This is a genomic window from Serratia sp. FS14, from assembly GCF_000695995.1.
In the GTDB taxonomy this organism is placed as follows: domain Bacteria; phylum Pseudomonadota; class Gammaproteobacteria; order Enterobacterales; family Enterobacteriaceae; genus Serratia; species Serratia nematodiphila.
In genome coordinates this window covers 1,924,170-1,945,325 of record NZ_CP005927.1, presented here as the reverse complement: position 1 = coordinate 1,945,325, position 21,156 = coordinate 1,924,170, and the positions used below count along the sequence as shown (strand labels likewise).

The 21,156-nt window shown below is 58.3% G+C and carries 19 protein-coding genes; 4 read left to right on the top strand and 15 right to left on the bottom strand.

What is annotated here, in order from left to right; translation table 11 throughout:
* Positions 1–25 precede the first annotated feature (25 nt).
* The 12 genes from L085_RS08795 to L085_RS24580 all read right to left on the bottom strand — a co-directional run bounded on the left by L085_RS08795 (position 26) and on the right by L085_RS24580 (position 13,019).
* Positions 26–703, bottom strand: coding sequence for a molecular chaperone (locus L085_RS08795; protein WP_044030583.1), 678 nt, complete (start codon positions 701–703; stop codon positions 26–28).
* Between the two features lie 87 nt (positions 704–790).
* Complete coding sequence (locus L085_RS08790; protein ID WP_044030582.1) at positions 791–1,312, bottom strand: fimbrial protein; 522 nt, start codon at positions 1,310–1,312, stop codon at positions 791–793.
* A gap of 479 nt (positions 1,313–1,791) precedes the next feature.
* Positions 1,792–2,340 carry a tyrosine-type DNA invertase gene (locus L085_RS08785; protein WP_044030581.1) on the bottom strand — a complete coding sequence of 183 codons (549 nt, stop codon included), beginning with the start codon at positions 2,338–2,340 and terminating at the stop codon, positions 1,792–1,794.
* Between the two features lie 543 nt (positions 2,341–2,883).
* The gene (locus L085_RS08780; RefSeq protein ID WP_033644937.1) at positions 2,884–3,126 is read right to left on the bottom strand and encodes an acyl carrier protein; all 243 of its coding nucleotides are present in this window, start codon (positions 3,124–3,126) and stop codon (positions 2,884–2,886) included.
* Between the two features lie 11 nt (positions 3,127–3,137).
* Positions 3,138–4,400 (bottom strand): beta-ketoacyl-[acyl-carrier-protein] synthase family protein, encoded by a 1,263-nt coding sequence (locus L085_RS08775; protein ID WP_044030580.1) that lies wholly within the window; start codon positions 4,398–4,400, stop codon positions 3,138–3,140.
* 2 nt (positions 4,401–4,402) lie between these two features.
* Positions 4,403–5,782 (bottom strand): efflux transporter outer membrane subunit, encoded by a 1,380-nt coding sequence (locus L085_RS08770; protein ID WP_044030579.1) that lies wholly within the window; start codon positions 5,780–5,782, stop codon positions 4,403–4,405.
* Positions 5,779–7,737: a MacB family efflux pump subunit gene (locus L085_RS08765; protein WP_044030578.1), complete on the bottom strand. Its 1,959-nt coding sequence runs from the start codon at positions 7,735–7,737 to the stop codon at positions 5,779–5,781. Before L085_RS08765 ends, L085_RS08770 begins: the two co-directional genes overlap by 4 nt.
* Positions 7,727–8,914: an efflux RND transporter periplasmic adaptor subunit gene (locus L085_RS08760; protein WP_049870652.1), complete on the bottom strand. Its 1,188-nt coding sequence runs from the start codon at positions 8,912–8,914 to the stop codon at positions 7,727–7,729. Before L085_RS08760 ends, L085_RS08765 begins: the two co-directional genes overlap by 11 nt.
* Entirely contained in the window at positions 8,892–11,009 is a 2,118-nt protein-coding gene (locus L085_RS08755; protein ID WP_044030576.1) for an ATP-binding cassette domain-containing protein, read from the bottom strand. Before L085_RS08755 ends, L085_RS08760 begins: the two co-directional genes overlap by 23 nt.
* Positions 11,010–11,028: 19 nt before the next feature.
* Positions 11,029–11,973 (bottom strand): ABC transporter, encoded by a 945-nt coding sequence (locus tag L085_RS08750; RefSeq protein WP_044030575.1) that lies wholly within the window; start codon positions 11,971–11,973, stop codon positions 11,029–11,031.
* Positions 11,973–12,638 carry a DsbA family protein gene (locus tag L085_RS08745; RefSeq protein ID WP_044030574.1) on the bottom strand — a complete coding sequence of 222 codons (666 nt, stop codon included), beginning with the start codon at positions 12,636–12,638 and terminating at the stop codon, positions 11,973–11,975. The genes L085_RS08750 and L085_RS08745 overlap by 1 nt, the downstream gene beginning before the upstream one ends.
* Before the next feature lie 177 nt (positions 12,639–12,815).
* The gene (locus L085_RS24580; RefSeq protein WP_071841617.1) at positions 12,816–13,019 is read right to left on the bottom strand and encodes a DUF4762 family protein; all 204 of its coding nucleotides are present in this window, start codon (positions 13,017–13,019) and stop codon (positions 12,816–12,818) included.
* A 426-nt stretch (positions 13,020–13,445) separates the two neighbouring features.
* Between L085_RS24580 and L085_RS08740 the strand changes: the two genes are divergently transcribed.
* The 3 genes from L085_RS08740 (at position 13,446) to lldD (ending at position 17,455) form a co-directional block, all read left to right on the top strand.
* Positions 13,446–14,366 carry a LysR family transcriptional regulator gene (locus L085_RS08740; protein WP_021505685.1) on the top strand — a complete coding sequence of 307 codons (921 nt, stop codon included), beginning with the start codon at positions 13,446–13,448 and terminating at the stop codon, positions 14,364–14,366.
* A gap of 323 nt (positions 14,367–14,689) precedes the next feature.
* The gene (locus L085_RS08735) at positions 14,690–16,273 is read left to right on the top strand and encodes an L-lactate permease (RefSeq protein ID WP_044030573.1); all 1,584 of its coding nucleotides are present in this window, start codon (positions 14,690–14,692) and stop codon (positions 16,271–16,273) included.
* 42 nt (positions 16,274–16,315) lie between these two features.
* Positions 16,316–17,455: an FMN-dependent L-lactate dehydrogenase LldD gene (gene lldD / locus L085_RS08730; RefSeq protein WP_044030572.1), complete on the top strand. Its 1,140-nt coding sequence runs from the start codon at positions 16,316–16,318 to the stop codon at positions 17,453–17,455.
* A gap of 1 nt (position 17,456) precedes the next feature.
* Here lldD and L085_RS08725 read toward each other — a convergent pair whose 3' ends face one another.
* The 3 genes from L085_RS08725 to L085_RS25275 all read right to left on the bottom strand — a co-directional run bounded on the left by L085_RS08725 (position 17,457) and on the right by L085_RS25275 (position 20,100).
* Entirely contained in the window at positions 17,457–18,266 is an 810-nt protein-coding gene (locus tag L085_RS08725; protein ID WP_044030571.1) for a MoaF C-terminal domain-containing protein, read from the bottom strand.
* Positions 18,267–18,302: 36 nt separating this feature from the next.
* Complete coding sequence (locus L085_RS08720; RefSeq protein ID WP_255347250.1) at positions 18,303–19,487, bottom strand: MFS transporter; 1,185 nt, start codon at positions 19,485–19,487, stop codon at positions 18,303–18,305.
* A gap of 430 nt (positions 19,488–19,917) precedes the next feature.
* Positions 19,918–20,100, bottom strand: coding sequence for a hypothetical protein (locus L085_RS25275; protein WP_144240680.1), 183 nt, complete (start codon positions 20,098–20,100; stop codon positions 19,918–19,920).
* Between the two features lie 137 nt (positions 20,101–20,237).
* Here L085_RS25275 and L085_RS08715 point away from each other — a divergent pair, with 137 nt between their 5' ends.
* Complete coding sequence (locus L085_RS08715; protein WP_044030570.1) at positions 20,238–21,155, top strand: TIGR03571 family LLM class oxidoreductase; 918 nt, start codon at positions 20,238–20,240, stop codon at positions 21,153–21,155.
* The last annotated feature ends 1 nt before the right edge of the window (position 21,156 follow it).

Sequence of the window (21,156 nt, the reverse complement as noted above, 5' to 3'; positions counted from 1 at the left end):
CCAAAAAACACGCATCGCTGCCCGGCTATAACGTGCCAGTAAAAGTCTGGCCGGTTCCGCCATAGTCGTTGATGATTTGCCAGCTTAGGCTGCCGCCCCCAGCGTGCGCCGTCGGCAACGGAAAACTGGCGGTAGCTTGCGGCGCGACCATGGTGTTGCCGGTAATGGCGCTGCCGTTCAGCTTCAAATTAAAAAAGGTGAGGTAATAGGGAGAAGGATTGGTCACCTGCAGCCGGTCGCCGCTGCGCCGCCATGTCACTTTACCGGCCGCCTCTTCCGGATTGCCAGCCAGCCCCTGGGGACGATAAATCAACTTGATGCGGGTCTTGATCGCAATTTGCAGCGTGTTCTCTTTCTTTTCCACCGAAGGGATTGCCTTCACATTCAGCCAATACAGCGATTCTCTGTCCGTCGGCAAATTGCCGCCCGCACGCACCACGCGCAACAGGTTATTTTGGCCGCCGTCCAAACGAAACAACGGCGGCGTGATGATAAAAGGCGCTTTAACGCTGTCGCCCTCTTGCCCATCGACCCAAGATTGGATCAGATAAGGCACCGCATCCGGATTATTGATATTCAGTGCAGACTCTTTTTTGCCGCCATCGTAAATCAGACGTGTCCCACCCACGATCACGCCGGCCTGTACCGGAGTCCAAAGCGCCATCAATAACGCTGCCGCCAGCGCAAAATATCCCGCTTTCATTTTGTTACCTTCCCCGATGGATAAAGAGCCAGAGGCGCAGCCTCTGGCCCAGTTTTCTAACGCTTACGCCAGAATGACGACGTGAATTTACTGATAAACGATGGTGAAGTTGGCGGTGGCGTTCGCGCTACCGACAGAGACTGTGTCGTAAGCGAAGTAGCGCGCCACAAAGCCCAGAACGTTGTCTTTGTTCTCTGCCAACGTGTACACGCGGGAATCGTTGCCGATGTTGAGTACGTTGCTGCCGTCATCCAGCAGCTGTACGCCAATGCCGCCTGCCACTCCAGCGGTGCCGGCGCCGGTCAGTTGCAGAAGCCCGGACTGCCCCTGCACCTGCGTGCCGTCAAAGCGTACGGTCGCCCCGGTGACGGTGGCCGGGCAGTTTTTCAGCACCAGGTTGAATGCTTTGGCACCGGCAGTTTTAGACAGGGTGAACGCATCTTTAGCGATTTTGCCCAGAGCAACCTGCTTGTTCTGGGAATCCGGATCGACGGTGCAAGACTGATCGGTGATGGTACCGGTGATATTCAGCGCGCCGTCAGCAGCAAATACAGAGGGGATAAATGCGGACGCGGTCAATACAGCTACAGCCAGCAGATTCTTTTTCATCCTACTTTCCTTAAAATTATGCAAAACATGCATGGTTTTATTTCCGACATATCCTTAATGTCATTCCTTTTATTTAGTTCCATGAATGTAAAGGGCCTTAGCCAGACTGATTAGTGGCTTCGGACTTATTCACCCAAACGATTCATTTTGAACTAAAGTGACTCCTTTGGCTTTTAAAACCAAAAAAATATATTTAACAGAATTTAAAACTAACTTGATAACAAATGGACAATAAATCAGACTAAAAAACCAAGGTGTAAACCCAATGATTTAAATCTGCGGATCTTTGATTAGGATTTTGCTTAGATGAAGAGGTGGGGTTCGACAAGAAATAAAATCACAGCGCACTGTTTTTAAAGACAATTAAACTTTGATCGGGAAAGAGAGCATAGGAATATTGACATTGTTTTTACGCGTCCTTACAGTATGTTTCAGTTTAGTTCAAAGTGACTCCTTATCGTTATTAACTTAAATCACACTTACCAAATTTCCTTAAAGCGCTGTGCATTGCTGGCGGTATAAATCACCGTATTCTGAATATTTCTATGCCCGAGGTAATCCTGAATTAAACGGGTGTCGATACCGCGGTCCGCCAATGCAAATCCGCAGCCATGCCGCAGCATATGTGGATGAGCGTTGACCTCCAATTTGGCCACCTTGCTGTAATGGCGAATCAACCCGTAAATACGTTGGCGCGACAGACGGCCACCGCGGTTGGACAGGAACAACCACTCTTGATCGGCCCAGCGGTGCCGTTGACGCTTATCCAACCAACGCCGCAGACATTGCCTTTCGCGCAGATAAAGCGGATGCACCGTGGAAAAACCATTCTTCAAGCGATGAACATAAATGTTGCCGCCTTCCAGATCGATATCCGACAAACGCCATCCCCCTATTTCGCTGGCGCGGCACCCATGAATAAAACACATATAAATCAAGCAATAATCGCGTTCTGGATTCTTTCCCTGCAGCGTGACCTCAAGCAGTCTCTCCACTTCGGAAGGCGTCAGATGTTTACGATTAGACATACAACCTCTATTACTTTGATCGGAAAAATGTGGCTGTCATTTTCCTTTTACATCACCACAATGGACACTCAGGGTTTCCCCTGGCTATGGATAGGTTCCTGCATCCAGCGCGGAGTATAACGGATTTGCCAAACGCGAACAGTGCACAGGAATTATTCACCGCTTCAGCGCTCCCCTTGAGGCCCCTCGTTAATGAAAACCGCAGCTCAACTGCCACTATCAGAAATAATAAGGATGGCATACTTCCTGATTCACTTTAGTTTGCGTTAATTCTTCCATTTCACACATGCGCTGAAATTGGCAAACAAACCGACAAAACAAAGAAAAATCCTAATAAAATCGCGAGGCGTCATGGGTTTCGAAGCGTTATACGGCACGTAAAAAAACGAAATAAATCCGCCGACGCAAACGTAACTTAACCAAACAGATAAGTATTAATCTTTATGTGAATCGATAAGAGGAAAAATCAGGGCAGGAGGAAATAAAGTCACGATGGGGAATAGCCCAGGCCTGGCCGCAGCACACGGCCGCCTGGGAGGCGAATTATTGACTGGTCATAACGTGACACAGCTCACCAAGGGTCAGGTCAGGCCGTTCGATAAACATTTCCGCATTGAGCGTAATGCCGAACTCACGCCTAACCAGCAGCATCAACTCCATATAATCCAGGCTGTCCAACCCCAACTGTTGCAGCGGCATATCGGCCGACAGCAGCGTTCTGTCCAATCCTTTGGCTTCATACAACAGGCCGCAAATCGCCTCATACAATCGATGATACTTTTCCATATGCCCTACCATTATCCATTGTGATTGCCGAATACCAGCGCTGCATTAGCACCGCCGAAACCGAAGTTGAGACTCATGACATTGCGCAAACGACCGCGACGATGCCCCTCGCGGATATAATCGAGATCGCATTCGGGATCAGTCTCGTGCAAATGGCAGGTTGCCGGCATCATTTGCTGCTGCAATACCTGTAGGCAGACGATCGCCTCAAAGCTGCCGGATGCGGCGAGCAAGTGCCCGGTATAGGATTTCGTACTGGAAATCGGCGTGCGATAAGCATCGCGCCCCAAAGCCGCCTTGACCGCAGCGGTTTCGTTTACGTCGTTTTGCGGCGTAGACGTGCCATGCGCATTGATATAGTCGATCTCATGGCTGCCGAGCCCCGCCTGCTCCAGAGCACGTCGAATGGTTTTCACCTTGGCCTGCGGATCCTCCGCCGGCGCGGTAAGGTCAAAAGCATCTGAAAAGTTGCCGTATCCCTTGATCTCCCCCAATATTGTCGCACCGCGCGCTAAAGCCGCCTCTCGCTCCTCAAGACACAACACGGCGGCCCCTTCCGCCAACACGAAACCGCTGCGCTCCCGGCTGAACGGGCAACTGGCCTTGGTAATATCCTTTTGCTCCCGACTCAGCAAACGCAGCGCGTCGATATTCCAGATCGCGCCATTGCCGCTCAGTGATTCCGACGCGCCGGCCAGCATCATTGAAGCGCGACCGCTGCGGATCACCTCAAACGCATCACCAATCGCGATGCCGCCGGTCGCGCAGGCCGCCGCCGGCGAGCCTTGATAACCCCGCAGCAACCAATGTTGGCCGCATATGGCGGTCGCGATATTGGGCATCGCGTGAAAACATCCAAACAGCTGTCCCAGCCCGGATTGCAGATAGTCCGCATTGTTTTGCATGATCTCATCCTGCCCTCCCCAGCCGCTGCCGATAATCGCCCCGCATTCCAACGACGAATAAAAGTGCACAGGCCCTCTGTAAGAGGATGAAAACGCCATTCCGATCGCCTCCGCGGCGGCGGCAAGCGCCAGCCTGGCGAATCTGGGCAGCCGGCGGCTTACCCGTCCGGCAACGCCCTCCAGCTGCGGTTCAGACTCCAGCAAAGCAAAAAAGCGCGCATGTATTCCCGCCGCCGATTTATCGTGATAGCGATAGGCCAGGCGGTTGGCCATGATAGCCTGCCAGTTTTGCTGCGCGTTGCCACCCAGCGCGGTGACGGCGCCGTAACCCGTGACCACCACACGTCTTGTATTCCGTTCTCTGTCCATGCTTATTCCCCTTGCCCGGATGCGAAAGCCTCGTTGCCGCCCAGCGCCAGCCAGAGCTGCATCGTGGCGTTCAGGTAGCGATATTGCAGTGCCGATAGCGAATTCTCGCTGGTTAACACCGCCTCTTGCGCGTCCAGCAACGTTTGCAGCGCGACGGAACCGGCCTGATATTGATGGCGGGCCAATGCCACGGCTTGTCTCCCCATCGCCAGATGTCGCTGTTGATTGCCGATTTGCCGCTGCGCTTCCAGACGTTCCCGCATGGCGTTGTCTACCTCAGCCAGCGCGCGGTAAACCGCATCGCGAAATTGAATCTCCGCGCGTTGCGCCTGCAACGCCGCTTTGTCGCTGGACAAGCGCATCTTGCGCCACTCAATGAACGGCAGCGTCAACGTCGCGCCCAGCGAGCGCGAAGGTTCACTGAACCATTGGCGGAAAAGCCCGCTGCCGGCATCCAGTGCGGCCTCCAGACTCAGCGCCGGATAAAAACTCAATTTAGCGGCCTCCGCACCGGCCAGCGCCGCCCGCAGGCGCCGCTCCGCCGCCTGCACATCCGGCCGTCGCGCCATCACCGCCGCCGGCAGACGTGGCGCAATGGGCACTTCGTTGATCGGTAGCGCTCGCCTTTCGCGGTATCGCAGCAAGGGTGAACGGCCGAACAACAGTGCCAGCGAGTTGCGAGCGTCTTCCCGCTGCCGTGCCAGTTCATCCCGTTGATTCTCCCGCGCCAATAGGTTTTGCTCCGCCTGCAACAACTCGAATCGGCCGACGTCGCCGGCGGTGTGACGTGCCGCCACCAGCCGTAAAGTCTCACGCGCGAACGCCACCGCCTGTTGTTGATGGATGACTTGCTGATTCAAATCGGCGATCTGCCAATACCCGCGGGCGGTCGCACCGATCAAGGTCAACGCGGTATTGCGCCGATCCAACTCCGAGGCGACGGCCAGCCACTGAGCCTGCTCGCGAATACGCGCCAGCTTGCCCCATAAATCCAGTTCATAACTCAGTGACAGTCCTGCGCGGTAACTTTCTTGCGGCCGCGCCGCGCCGCGCAATGCCTTGGTATTGCGGCCACTCAGGCTGGCGGCCAGGTCGGGGGTCGCATTGCCGGCTATCAACCCGGCCTCCAACATCGCCTCACGCCACTGCAATCCGGCCAGCGCCAGATCCTGGTTCGCGATCAGCACGCCATCGATCAGCGAGGAAAGCTGCGGATCATTGAAGTTTTCCCACCAGGCGACGCCCACCCGCAGTGAACCGGAACGTTCATCGACCACACGCCACTGCGGCGGCAGCGACGGTGGCGCCGTGGCGTCGATCGGCCGCCCTCCGCAAGCGCTCAAAGACAGCATGACCAGCCCGCAAACCAGAAGTCGGCTCATTCTCGCGCCAACGCCTCCACCGGCTGCAGGCGCGCGGCGGCACGGGCGGGAAAGAAGCCGAACCCGACGCCGATCAACGCCGAGAACCCGCAGGCCAGCAGCAATGGCGGCCAGGTAAAGAGCATCGTCACCTGCGGCGCCAAGCCGCTCAGAACCCCTTTAACCAGCGCGGCGCAGGCGATCCCCAACACGCCCCCCAGGCTGCAGATCACCACCGCCTCAATCAAAAATTGCCGCATAATGTCTTTCTCAGCGGCGCCCACCGCCAATCGAATGCCGATCTCATGGGTTCGTTCCGTCACCGAAACCAACATGATGTTCATCACCCCCACCCCGCCGACCAGCAGCGAGATGGCGGCAATCGCGGTGATCAGCAACTGCATGGAGTCTGAGGCACGCTGAATGGATTGCGTCAGTTGATCGTCGGTCAGCGTGAAAAAATCCCGCCGGCCATGTTCTATGGTCAAACGCCGGGTCACATCCCGCCTTGCCGCTTCCAACGTCAATTTTTCATTCACTCGCATCACAATCGATTCCAGCGGCATATCGCCGGCGATGCGGCCAGTCAGGGACGTATGGGGCAGCCAGGCAAGCGGTTGAGAACCGGCGTATTGGGCGCCGCGGCGCTGCGCGACGCCGATCACCCGATAAGGCACACCCGCGATCAGCAAAACCGCGCCCACCGGATCTTGCCGGGAAGAAAACAGAGCCTGTTGCAGCAAGGGATCGATCACCGCCACCGGCGCGCGCTCACTCAGATCCTGCGCAGCAAACAGGCCGCCGGAAAGCAGCCGAATGCCCTGCGTGCGGAAATACCCCTCGCCGACGCCCATCACGGCGAGCGGCACCTGCTTGCCTTCGCGCACGGCCAGCAGTTGGGTGCTGATAACCGGCGAGATGCTGTCGACGTAAGGCATCTCCGCCAGCAATGCAGCATCGCGCGCGCTCAGCGAACGCGCAAAATCGGGACGCGTTTTTTCCCATCCCAATCCGGGACGAATGTCCAACGTGCTGGAGCCGAGCTGGCTGATTTCCCTGAGAATGCTTTGACGCGTGCCTTCACCGATGGCGATGGCGGAAACGACCGCCGCAATGCCGATGATGATGCCGAGCATCGATAATAATGCCCGGACCCGATGCCCTAATAATGCCCGCCAAGCCATGCCGATCGCCTCTCGCAGCGCCGCCCAAGGGCTCATGCGTTTCAGCGGCGCAGCCAGCGCCAGCGGCCTCTCGAACGCAAAACGCTGTCGGGCGGCATCATGGCAACGATCCGCCACTATCTCGCCGTCGCCGATCTCAATGATCCGCCGTGCCTGCTCGGCGATCCGCCGATCGTGTGTCACGATGACCACGGTATGCCCGATCGCGTTCAGCTCATGCAAAATGGCCATCAACGCCTGACCGCTGGCGCTATCCAGCGCGCCGGTCGGTTCATCAGCCAAAATGATTTCCGCACCGTTCATCAGGGCGCGTGCAATACTGACCCGCTGCTGTTGCCCACCTGAAAGCTGCGCCGGGCGATGACCGCCGCGCTGCGCCAACCCGAGCCGGGTCAACAAATGCGCGGCCCGCAGGCGGCGCTCGGCGGCCGGCATGGCGGTATACAATGCAGGGATAGCCACGTTCTCACCGGCCGTCAGATAGGGCATCAGGTGGTAGCGCTGGAAAATAAAGCCGATATGCCGACTGCGGAGCCGCGCCAGGCGATTGCCGTCGGCTTGCCCAATCGCCACCCCGTTGACGTAAACATCCCCCTGAGAAGGCTTGTCCAGACAGCCGATAATATTCATCAACGTCGATTTTCCGGAGCCGGAGGCGCCGACGATAGCGACCATTTCTCCCCGCTGAATGCTCAGGGAAACGCGTTTGAGGACCGTGATTTTCTGCTCTCCGGCTTGAAACTCGCGGGAAACGTTATCCAAAACGATAATGGGATCCGTGCTAGCTGACATGGCCGTCCTCCGCATCAGGCTGCTGCTCCAGCAGCACCCGGTCCCCTGCGTTCAGCCCTTCCAGCACTTCGGCATAGCGACGATCGCGGGTACCGATACGCACTCGGCGTACCACGGTCTGCTCACCTTCCAACACCTTGACCTGGTAACCCCCTTCATCCAATGCCGCGCCCAGCGCAGCCATCGGCACCCGCACCACTCCCTGTGCGCGTTCGGTAATGATAAATACCTGCGCCGTCATCGAGGTGCGCAGTCGACGTTCGCCGTTGGCGACGGCAAACACGCCGTTGTAATACACCGCCGCCGTTTGCTGGCTTGAATTCCTGCCCAGCGGGTCGGTTTCCAGCGCCTCCGCCGGTGCCTGCTGTATCGCGCCCATGGTCCCCTCATATCGGCGGCGGGGATCGGCGGCGACGTAAAACCACAGCGGCTGCCCCGTCTTCACCTGCAAGATGTCATTTTCCGATATGCGGGTATGCACCATCATCGTATCCACGTCTGCCATCACCAAAATGGTCGGCGCGCTTTGCGACGAGACGATGGTTTGCCCTTCTTGGGTGACGATGCCCAGCACTTCGCCGTCGATAGGCGCGGTAATACGGGTAAAAGCCAGGTTGGCCCTCGCCGTTTCCTGTGCGACTTCGGCCTGAACGATCTGCGACTCATTCACTTTCAACTGCGCCAGCTGCGCGTCGTGCTGCGCCTGCGCTTTTTCCAAATCGCTGGCCACGCCGGCACGATCTCGCGCCAACGCCCTTTGCCGCGTCAGCTCCAGTTGATACTGCTTGAGCTGCGCCTGACTCGCCAATTTCTGCGCCTGCGCGCTGCGTAATTCAGCCTGCGACTTGCGCAGTTCGTTAAGTTGCAACGTCGGATCTATCTCGGCCAACAGCTGGCCCTGAGCCACCCTGTCCCCCTGTTTAACATACAGTTTTTTCAGTTGGCCGTTGACCTGCGCGCCAACGTTCACCTGCCGGGCCGGTTTCAAAATGCCGGTAGCCAACACGCTTTTTTCGATGTCGCCGCGATCGACGCGCGCCGTCTGCGGCGGTAATACTTCAGGCGCTCGATTCAGCCATAACAGCCCGCCAGCCAGCCCCCCCAACACGATCGTCGCCAGCGCCACACGCCGCCAGCGTCTCTTTCCGGGCACGTCACTCCACCTCAGCACAGTCATTCATCCTGGTGTCGACGGCAGCCACCAACCGGCCCTGCGACAAGTGCAGCACCCGATCAAACAACGGCAGCAGCCGCGGGTTATGCGTCACGGTCACCAGGGTTTTACCCTTCTCGCGGCAATGCGCTACCAGAGCCGACATCGCCGCCGCAGCGTTTTTTTCATCCAGATTCGCCGTCGGTTCATCCAGCACCAACACCGGACAACGGCTGTACATGGCGCGCGCCAGCAACAGACGCTGCCGTTGCCCCAGCGACAACCCCGCATGGCTCTCTCGCACCAGAGCGTTCACGCCTCCGGGCAGCTGCGCCACCGCATCCGCCAGCCCCAAACTGCATAGCGCCTGCTCCACCTCCCTTTGCTGACCCGGCGCCGACGGGGCGAACAGCGTGATGTTTTGCAACACAGAGGCATTGAACAGAATGTCCTCCTGGCTTTGCAGGAAGAACAGCCGCTGCGCGGCGGCGTTTGCCAGCACGCGGCCATCCAGCGTCAGTTCCCCCCGCTGCGGCGTCAGCAGACAGGCTAGCACCTTCAGCAGGGTGCTCTTGCCCGCGCCGGAACCGCCGCAGATGGCGATGCACTCGCCCCGTTCCAGCGTCAGCGACAGGTCGCGCAAAACCGGTTGGCCAGCGTCGTAAGCGAAGCTCACCCCCCGATACGCCAACTGCACATCAAAATGGTTCACGCTTTCGTCGCCAGACCCGGTACGCAGAGAGACGGCAGGAAACAGATCCCGCGCACGTTCATCGATAACGTGCAGTTGGTTTTTCTGCAGGACGGCAAAAAAGATCTTGCTGGTGTAAGAGGTAAAGATTTCGCGCAAAAAACTGTAGGCGAAGAAGGCCCCCAGGCTGAGCTCGCCCCCTTTGAGCAACGGCAACGCCAGCAGCATGAACACCACCATTTCCAGGCTGCCAATCAGTTGATAAATGCTGCCCTTGACCTGCTCATAGACTTTTTGCCGCTGCAGGCAGTTGAACAGCGAACGGGCATGTTCGGCGAACCCTTCCTGCCGCTGGCCAGCCAAACCGGCGGACTTGATGGTCGAAAACCCTTGAATGGTTTCCAGAATAAAATCATTCTGCGCCGCCCCTCTCACCTGCAACTGCTGGGTGAAGTGGCGATCGCGATAAATGGCCCAAACGCTGACCGCCCCCATCAGCAGCATGCCGACAACCGGCACCAGCGCCAGCATCGGGCTCAAATAGCCCATCACCGCCAGTGCGATAGCTCCGATGATCCAGTCGGTGCGCAGGCCATTATCCAGTTCGATTTTCTGACCGGCGGCCATCTGCCAGCTGGTGAAACGGCTGAAAATCTCGCCGGGCGCGCGCTTGCTGAAGAAATTCAGCGAATTTTCCAACAGGCGGGAAAAGCCGGCGGCGCCGTGCAGCAACACGAAGTTTTTGATAAAACGCTCGGTGATGATGCGCGCCATCAGAGCCAGCGCCGTGGATGCCACAAACGCCAGCAGATAGTAGGCGTAAGGGAATGCGATCTCACCGGCCATGGCGAACACCTGATTGATCGCGCTGGCGACCATCATCGGCATGATGAACAGCGTCAGCGAGATAAGAAACGTCATCGCCGCCAGGCGATAAATGCCGGCGATGCCGGCGGTATCCTTCAGGCTTAAACTGGCGAAAGCGCCCCGTCGGCGGCTCCGCGCGGCGGGGGCGGTGGACGGTAAATCGTCGCGATCGAGCACCAATGCGTAGCCGCTGATTTCCGCTTTCAGGGCGGCGTAGGGCAGCAGCTGTTGCCCCAACGCCGGATTCATTACGCACACGTAACCGCCCTGACGATATGCCAGCAGTACATAGTGGCCCGCGCCGTAATGCAGAATCGCCGGTAAAGGCAGCGCCGCCAGATCCCGGTGCTCGAACGCCACCGGATAAGCCGGCAGCGCCAGCTCCCCTAAAATGGCGCACAGCGTCGCCAGCGAAGTGCCATGTTGCGAAGCGGGGTAACGCTCACGCAGTTCCGTCAATGGCGCGCGAACGCCCTGCGTTTCCGCCAGCATGGCGATGCAGGCCAGCCCGCATTCATTGATTTCGCTCTGCAAGACCGGCATAGGGAGGGTGTTTTCCATGCGTAGTGATATCCCTGACTTATTCGTTGATAAAAAATAAAGAGTGCGAATGCCACAGCAGCCAATCATCCGCATGTCGCCGCAGGGTGCGCTCGACGATCGCCGGCACGGCACGGCCGACCTGCTCTGTGGCAATCGGTTCTTCTATGTGAATGCGAACGCCGCGATCGTAATAAAGCGAATAGCACACCACCCGAGCCCGCATCGCCCGGGATAATCGAACGATGCCGCTGTGCAAATGCGCCGGCCGGTTGAACAAACGGCAAGCCAGTTTGGCCGAGGCCTCCCGGGTGCTGTTCAAGGTGTAATCCGGCGTGATGTCCGGGAAGAGGATGATGTTGCGCCGATGCTCCGCCGCCTCCAGCAGCGCCTGCGACAAGGAGCCGGCAATATGCCGGGGATCGTCGTGAATCGAGCAATAGTCGAGCCGCTGCCGCCATTCCTCCTCAGGCGCTCGCCGCGCTAACGTCTGTACGTCGCCGGAAACGATCACCGTTGCCCGCCCGGGATAAACGCCCGCGCCGACCAGCGTCGCCAATACGTCGGAAACCGTGTGCATCGGCGCCAACAACACCGGCACCCCGGCGCGATGCAGCGGCTCCACCACCTGATTGAGCTGTGAGGTGCACTGCGCCAAACGTTCCATCAACGCGGCGTTGCGGGCCTGGAGCGCCGCCAAATCCAGCCATTGCCGCCGCTGCATCAGCCAGGCAAAGTCCAGCCTGCCGTCGCCCAACAGACTTTGGCGATTCGCTTCAGCGACCGCTTGCCGGTGGCGAAAACGGCGTTGCTGCAGACCCCACCTCAACCGCCTCTGCATCTTTAGCCACAGGCGATAATCCATGCGGCGCAGCAGAGCGCACGTCAGACTCCGGCTCACCCCGGTGCGGACAGCCGAGAGACGCGCCACGGCGTCCAGGCCGTTACGCCAGGCCAGATAGCCTCGAACCGCGAGCAGGCGCATCAGGGAGCCAGCGGCTTATCGTGCTGCAACAGCGACAGCAGTTGCCGGCTGAAAGCGGAAAACTCGCGGTCTTGCAACGCCAGCCATTTGCGATTAACGATAAAGCTGGGGGTCGCGTTGACCTGGTAATAGCGACTTACCGCCGTCATATACGCCAACAGTTCCTTGACCCGCTCTGAATCTCTGGCCCGCTGATAAGCGGCCTCGTCGATGCCGTTGGCCTCCAACCAGGCGCTGAGCTGCTTTTCATCCTCCAGATTGAGGTTTTCTTTGATAATGGCGCGGTAAGCGGCGGGACGATGCTGCGCCTCGATCCCCATGACCGTCAGGGTGGCGAAGAGGGGCGCAAAGGCCGCCATGCCGGCGTGATCGTCGTCGCTGAGATGCAAACGCACCAATTTGGCACCCGCTGGTAAACGTTTTTCCAGCTCGGCCACGCCGCTCTCATTGACTTCACAATAATGACAGGCGTAAGAGAACACTTCGACAATCGTATTGTCGTCTTGCAACGGGCTTTGCTCGACTTTTTCCGAAGAGAGAAAACTCAGGCTTTCCGCCGCCGGCGAGGCCATAACATAATGCTGGAAATAAAGCGCGATCAAAAAAGAAGAGGCGAAAATAATAACGAGCGTGTAGCTGATAAAAAGCAAGGGACGTTTATACATAACGGACGCATCCTGCGCATTAATTAATATTCACTTGGCAGAGTGAACGTGTGTAAAAGAATTAACACCGTAAATAATAAAAAGCTAAAGACGACTGCTTCGCCCGATATCAGGCGGGACAGCGTGAACGCTGCCCGCCTGCCCACCGTTCATCCAAATGCAGGCGGTCTACCCGCCTCAGCTTGGCGTGGTTGGATTAGTCGGGCAGCTCGCAGCAGGTGCCGGCGTATAATACTTTTGCACACCGCCGAACTTATTCGCGCAGGTTTTCACCAGGTTACAGGTTCTGTTGCTGCCGGTCCCCACCCAAGCAAATTCCTTAGAACAAACGAAAGTACCGCCGACGATGTTTTCCGCTTCAGACAGATTGATTTTCTTCATTACAATATCCTTATATATATTAAAATATAAACACACTACCCATCACTCTGCCGGTAAGACAGAGTAATTCTTCAATACATTGAAAAACATTTAATTGATAACAATGAGAGCGCTGCGAGAAAAAGAATAGCCCTCTCACACAAGCAGATCAATACAATTATTTACACTGCACCGCAGGCTTAGTGGAATAAGTAACGTTTGATATAAGGATTATTCTCATTTAATTGCTTATAAAAACATGGAAGTTAATTACCCCCCCCGCAATAGCCACGATTTATTTGAAGGATAATTCTCGGTTTAAGAGGTAATTAACCAGGAAAATTTCAGATCCGACCAGTTAGCCGGCGCTGGAAACAGGCTGAAAAGATTGCTTCCTGCCGCGCCGGACTTACACTGGGCAACAGGACTCTCACTCTTAGGATGCCCATGCTCGCCACTCACGAATACGCCAACGACCTGATTCTGTTTGCCCTGATTGTCGACTGCGGCTCGTTCAGCAAGGCCGCGGAGAGCGCCGGCATCACCAGCTCGGTGGTCAGCAAACGCATCGGGCGGCTGGAAAAATCGCTGGGTGCCCGCCTGCTGTACCGCACCACCCGCAGCCTGACGCTGACCGAAAGCGGCCAGGCGCTCTACCAGCAGGCCAAAGAGATCGGCGCCAAAGTGCAGGAGGCGCTGTACGCCGTCAGCGAAAAGAGCGAAGAGTTGACCGGCACCATCCGTATGTCGGTGCCGACCATTTCGGGCGAGCTGTTGCTGAGCGAAAGCGTGGCGGAATTTTGCGCCCTGCATCCCAGCCTGAAGGTCGAAATGCGGCTGGAAAACCGCTTCGTCGATCTGGTGGAAGAAGGCATCGATCTGGCGATCCGGACCGGCACCATGCCGGATTCCAGCCTGATTGCCCGGCCGATCTTCGATTCCCGCTGGGTGATCGTCTGCTCGCCGGGCTACCTGGAAAGCCACCCGGAACCGCGCAGCGCCGACGATCTGCTGAGCCACAACTGCCTGACCTACACCTACCAGGAGAGCGGCACCGCCAACTGGCTGATGAAGCGGCCGGGGCGCAACGACATCTACGAGCTGCAGGTTAACGGCAACCTGTCGGCCAACAATGCGCGGGCGATCCGCAAAGCGGTGATCGGCGGCCACGGCATCGCCATGGTGCCGCGCTGCATGGTGTATGAAGATTTGCAGGACGGTAAACTGATGGAGATCCTGGCCGGCCACTGCGGCAAAGTGCTGGGCATTTACGCCGTTTATCCTTACACCCGCAATCTGCCGTTAAAAACCCGTCTGCTGATCGAACATATCATCGGTTCCTACCAAAATATCAGCCATTATTTTTGAGTTCCCTGCTCTGATTATTTCCCTGCGGCCGTAAAAAGACGCGGGGATTACCGCATTTTTGGACATGAACTATTGAACATTACCGCTTAATTAATGTGAGCTCACGCATTCATCACACAAAATTACCTCCTATCAAACTGATTTTAAAGCAGTTAATTTAACGCCTCCTGCCGGCCAGTTTCCCACCGCCGGCGCCGTTCGCCGATGTTAAAAAATTACCGCATGGCATCGTCGCCAACGTTGTGATTAGAATGAAAATGTTGCGGTAATTAACCTTTCAGCTACATATCTCTGCCCATAAAAATAATAACCCTGAGGATCTTATGCCCCTGCTTTTCAGTATTGCGCCCATCGTCCTGCTGATTTGGATGATGACCAAAAGGAATGGCGTGCCCTCTTACCTCGCCCTGCCGCTGACGGCCGCCGTGGTGTATGCCGTACAGCTCCTGTGGTTCGATGCCTCGCTGCGGCTGCTGCATGCCAATATCATCACCGCGCTGGTGTCGACGCTGACGCCGATCACCATCATTGCCGGCGCCATCCTGCTCAACAAACTGATGCAGGTAAGCGGCGCGGAAAACGTGGTGCGCCGCTGGCTGGAAACCATCAGCCCCAATCCCGTGGCCCAACTGATGATTATCGGCTGGGCGTTCGCCTTTATGATCGAGGGCGCCAGCGGCTTCGGCACCCCGGCCGCCATCGCCGCGCCGATTCTGGTCGGGCTGGGCTTCAACCCGCTGCGCGTCGCCCTGCTGACGCTGGTGATGAACTCGGTACCGGTCTCCTTCGGCGCCGTGGGCACCCCTACCTGGTTCGGCTTTGCCAATCTCGGCCTGTCGGACGCAAGCCTGCTGGAGATCGGCCGGCAAACCGCGCTGATCCACTTCGTCGCCGGCTTCGTCATTCCTCTGCTGGCGCTGCGCTTTATCGTTTCCTGGCGGGATATCCGCCGCAACCTGCCGTTTATCCTGCTCAGCGTGCTGAGCTGCACTGTGCCCTATCTGTTGCTGGCCCAGGTGAACTATGAGTTCCCGGCGCTGGTCGGCGGTGCAATCGGCCTGGCGCTCTCGGTGCTGCTGGCGCGCGGCGGCATCGGCCTCGCCCGCGGCGACAAACCGCAGAGCGCCGGGCAGGCGGTGCCGTTCATGCAGGTGGTCAAGGCCATGACCCCGACCCTGCTGCTGATTGCTATTCTGATAGTGACGCGCGTCCACCAGCTGGGCCTCAAGGCGCTGCTCAACAACACCGCGCTGCTGTGGCGGGAAAACCTCGGCTGGCTCGGAGAGCTGCGCATCAGCCGGGCGCTGATCGTCGAACTGCAGCAGGTGCTGGGCACCTCCGCCGCCGCCGGCTACAAAACGCTGTATGTCCCGGCGCTGATCCCGTTCCTGTTGGTGGTGCTGCTGTGCATTCCGTTGTTCCGGCTGAATGGCGGCCAGGTGCGGCAAATGTTCAGCGAAACCGGCGGGCGCATCGCGCGGCCCTTTATTGCGCTGTTCGGCGCGCTGGTGATGGTCAACCTGATGATGCAGGGCGGCGACAACGCGCCGGTGATCCTGATCGGTAAAGCGCTGGCGGCGCTGACCGGCGGCAGCTGGCTGCTGTTCTCGTCGTTCCTCGGCGCGCTGGGCTCGTTCTTCTCCGGCTCCAATACCGTTTCGAACCTGACGTTCGGCGGCATTCAGCAGTCGATCGCCCAGAGCAGCGGTCTTGACGTCAACCTGACGCTGGGCTTGCAGTCCGTCGGCGGCGCCATGGGCAACATGGTGTGCCTGAACAACATTATCGCGGTCTGTTCGATCCTCGGGATCGGCAACGCCGAAGGCAAAATCATCAGAAAGACCGTACTGCCGATGCTGGCGTACGGCGGGATTGCGGCCGGTATGGCGGCGATCCTCACGCTCTGACCGACAACTCGTTATCGCAAGCAAGACAAGAAGGTAAACACTATGATCATCTCCGCGTCAACCGACTACCGGGCCGCCGCCCGGGCCAAACTGCCGCCGTTTCTGTTTCACTATATCGACGGCGGGGCCTACGCGGAGCATACGCTGAAGCGCAATACCGCAGACCTGGCCGATATCGCCTTGCGCCAGCGCGTGCTGCGCAATATGTCCGAACTCAGCCTGGAGACCACGCTGTTCGGCGAGCAGCTGGCGATGCCGGTGGCGCTGGGGCCGGTGGGGCTGACCGGCATGTACGCCCGCCGCGGCGAAGTGCAGGCCGCGCGCGCCGCGGCCAAAAAAGGTATTCCGTTCACGCTGTCCACCGTGTCAGTCTGCCCCATCGAAGAGGTGGCGCCGGCGATCGATCGGCCGATGTGGTTCCAGCTCTACGTGCTGAAAGATCGCGGCTTTATGCGCAACGCGCTGGAGCGCGCCAAGGCCGCCGGCGTGAAAACGCTGGTGTTCACCGTCGACATGCCGGTGCCGGGCGCCCGTTATCGCGACGCCCATTCGGGGATGAGTGGCCCTAACGCCGCCCTGCGCCGCGTGCTGCAGGCGTTTACCCATCCGCAGTGGGCCTGGGACGTCGGCCTGCTCGGCAAGCCGCACGATCTGGGCAACGTCTCAGCCTACCGCGGCAAACCGACCAGCCTGGAAGACTACATCGGCTGGCTGGGCGCCAACTTCGATCCGTCGATTTCCTGGAAAGATCTGGAGTGGATCCGCGAATTCTGGGACGGCCCGATGATCATCAAAGGCATTCTTGATCCGGAAGACGCCAAAGACGCGGTGCGCTTCGGCGCCGACGGCATCATCGTCTCCAACCACGGCGGCCGCCAACTGGACGGCGTGCTGTCGACCGCGCGCGCCATGCCGGCGATCGCCGACGCGGTGAAAGGCGACATCACTCTGCTGGCCGACTCCGGCATCCGCAGCGGCCTGGACGTGGTGCGCATGATCGCGCTGGGCGCCGACAGCGTGCTGCTGGGGCGCGCCTTCGTCTATGCACTGGCGGCGGCCGGCGAAGCCGGGGTGGCTAACTTGCTGGATCTGATCGACAAAGAGATGCGCGTCGCCATGACGCTCACCGGCGCGAAAACCATTGCGGAGATCAACGCCGGATCGCTGGTCAGAAACGCCTGAATCAAAGCGGCTGTACCCCTTCCGGGTAGGCGTTGTAGCTCATCTTGCTGATGAACGCCCCGGCCGGTGACACCAACACCCGGCCGGCGGCGTCCAACCCGAGGAAGGTGCCGGTGCAGCGCCCGGAGACAAAGTCGAAGAAGAACACCGAGCACACCGGGATAATCTTTTCCCGGAAGGTGAACAAGAACATCTCGTCCTCAAACTTGTAGTAAGTGGCGTAATCCATGTCGCCGTGCCCGAACTGCTCGCCGCGCAGGTTTTGCCAGGCATAACGCTCGGTGTTGACGTAGAAGTGCTCGTAGTAATGGTTGGGGCTGTAGACATTCAGCGTGCGATAACCGATCAGCTCGCGGGTCAAATGCGGCGCGATGCCGCCCGGCGTGACGCCGGCAATCAGCCCAACGTGGAAGCTTTGCTTGAGGCGGGATCCCTTTTCCACCGTTTGTTCGGGCAACAGCGTGCTGCGCACCAGCAGCGCCCGGCCGCTGTCGCGGTTGAGCACCAGCGTCAGGCATTCGTTGCCCGGCGTCTGCAGCGGAATATTGAAGAAATAGCGCGCGGCGGAGGTTTGCACCTCTTCGTAAGCGTCCTCACCGCTCTCCCCTCCCCAGGCCCACAGCACCCGCTGCCGATCGGCGCTGAAACGCAGCGTGATTTCCCCGCCGTCTTCAAAGGCGATCTGCAGCGTTTTGCCGCGCCAGTCCTGGGTGCCCGGCAGCCGGTTGGTGTCGATGCCGCGCGCGAAATCGTCGTAATTCTTCCAGTCCGGCTCGGCATTTTGATTCAGTACGGATGGTTCTGCTGACATCTTCGCTCTCCTTGATTGAATGGGATGAAAACCGCCTCAGACGTCGGCGATGCCCGCCGGTTTCACCGCTCGGCGGTTAACCACGGCAGGGGCGGTTTCATCGAGAAAACAACTCAGTACGCCGGCGCACACGGCGCCGGCGGCCGCCAGCCACATCACGCTGACCAGCCCGTAGCGATCGGCGATCAGCCCGGCGATAAACGGCGCCAGGCAGCCGCCAATCACCTCGCCAATTCCCATCACCAGCCCCAACGCGGTAGCGATGCGCGCCGGCGACACCGTTTCAGACGGGATGGTGGCCATAAACAGCGTGAAACAGCCAAGGCCCGTATAAGACAGGAACACCAGCACGCCCAGCAGCCACGGGTTATCGACGTAGCTCAGAAACAGCGGGCAGCACACCGCCAGCAGCGAAAAGAAGATCAGCGTCGGCTTGCGGCCGAAGCGATCTGAAATCGCCGGCACCGCCACGCCCCAGAACACCCAGGCGGCGCCGATGGCGCTCATGATGCCGCCCATCGTGCCTTCGCCGAAGCCGCGGTCGGTCACCAAAAAGTTGGGGGTGAAGGTAATGATGATCATGAACCAGGTGACGAACACACAGGAGATCAGAATGCACAGCGCCACGTTCTTGATTTTGAACAGCTCGCCGTAAGCACCTTTGTTCGCCGCCTTGTCGGCCGCCGGCACTGCGCTGAAAGCGGGATCCTTCTTGCCGTTCACATAGCGATAGATCAGCCACGCCAGAATGATGCCCGGCACGGCGGTCAGGTGAAACGCCATGCTCCAGCCCCACTTCTGCGCCAGATAGATGATCAGCGGCGGCGCGATAATACCGCCCAACAATCCCGGCGCCGCGCCCTGGATCAATCCCATGTTGAAACCGCGGCGCTGCGGCTGCGATTTTTCCACCATCAACGACTGTGCGATCGGCAATACCGGCCCTTCGGCGATCCCCATCAACGCCCGGAAGATCAATAGCATGGCAAAGCCGCTGACCAACCCCGACAGCGCGGAGAACAGCGAAAACACCAGGATCGACAGGATCAGCATCGGTTTACGGATATTAAAACGATCGGCTATCGCCCCCAGCCCGGCGCCAGACAGCGCCCAGGTTAACGCCAGCACCGCCGACAGGGTGCCGAGATGCACGTTGCTGAGCTTGAGGTCGGCGGCAATCATCGGAAACAGAAACGAGATGGTCAGACGGTCGACAAACACGCAGCCGAAAACGAAAATAAAATAATCAGCAACCGGTTCTCTTCACTTAATGCGCTGCGAGGCTCTGGCGATGTATTCATAGCGTCATTTGTCCATAAGTTAACTTATGAATGGCGACCCGCCATGGCATAAGTGTGTTAAGCGCTCGGCCAAGAGAGAAATTGGCCCTCCGTCACGACAACAACTCATTAACATGTTAATGACATAAAATTATCGCAAGCCGGCGGTCTGTCAACCGGCGCTCTCCGAGAGACAAATAAAATTCTGAACGGGTACTATTTCAATATCGCATTATCACCTTCAGGTTATTTATCCTTCTGTTCTTGATACATATAAAATAATGTCCGGTACTTTCTTGCGATTAAAAAAAGCCTGTTTGCGCGTTATTTGCGAATAATCCCATCGATGACGCTTCAGGTTTATTAATTTTTCATCGGCATTGAATGATCCCCGCACGCGCTTCAGAGCCATTTTTATCTATTGAATCATCTCGTTTTATTTTAAGGCCGCAGAAAAAACTAACTCTTACGAGGGAAAGGCCAACGGCGGGGTTATATAACCCCGTCTGGACAATAGCAAAAGCGCAGAGCGTGACGTAAATCACGGCAATCATGCCGTATCCTGCAAGGTAATTATGCTCGCAACAGCAATTATCTATTGCGATTAGGGCTGTTTATCTCAATTAATCGCCATGCAACACTTCGTGCCATCGTTCGACACCGCGCCGCAAGGCCTGAGACGGAGTGACACATGAGCATCGAAAGACTAACTCGGGAGCCGCTTTCCATCGGCATTGAGCTGCCGTTGGACAATGATTGGTCCACCAGCGGGCAGCTGAAACGCCAGCAGGACGGGCGGCCGTTCGGCGTGCCGGACATGAGTGAACACGCTGCGCGCATCAAGCTGGCCGATGAGCTCGGCTTTCGCGCCGCCTGGGTTCGCGACGTGCCGCTGTACGATCCGGACTTCGGCGACGCCGCGCAGGTGTTTGAGACCTTTACCTACCTCGGCTACCTGTCCAGCCTGACGCGCAATATTCTGCTGGGCACCGCGGCCGTGGTGCTGCCGCTGCGCCAGCCTTGGCTGGTGCGCAAAGCGGCTTCCACGCTGCAAACGCTGAGCGGCGATCGTCTGCTGCTCGGCGTCGCCAGCGGCGATCGCCCCGTGGAGTACCCGCTGTTCGGCGCCGATTACGCCGCGCGCGGTGAAAACTTCAGCACCAGCGTCGGCATTCTCAAAGGTGAAGCCGACAGCGCGCTCCAGCCCGGATTGCGCCTGCTGCCGGCCACGCCGCCGCCGCCGCTGCTGGTCGCCGGGCTGGCGCAACAAACGCCCGAGTGGGTGGGCAAAAATATGGATGGCTGGCTGTCGTATCCCGGCACGCCTGCGGACCACGTTTCGCGAGTCAAACTCTGGCGTAACGTAGCCGGTGACAAGCCCTACGTCAGCTTTATTCATCTCGACCTCACCGATAACGCCGACGCGCCGATTCAGCGCCATCGCTTCGGCATCAAGAGCGGCCGCAATGGATTGATTCAGGAACTGAGCGCCATGCGTGACGCCGGGGTCAACCACATCGGCCTGCATTTCCGCCGCAACCAGCGGCCGCTGGAAGAGACGATGCAGGAGATCGGTCAACTGGTGTTGCCGGAATTCCATCGCGCCTGAC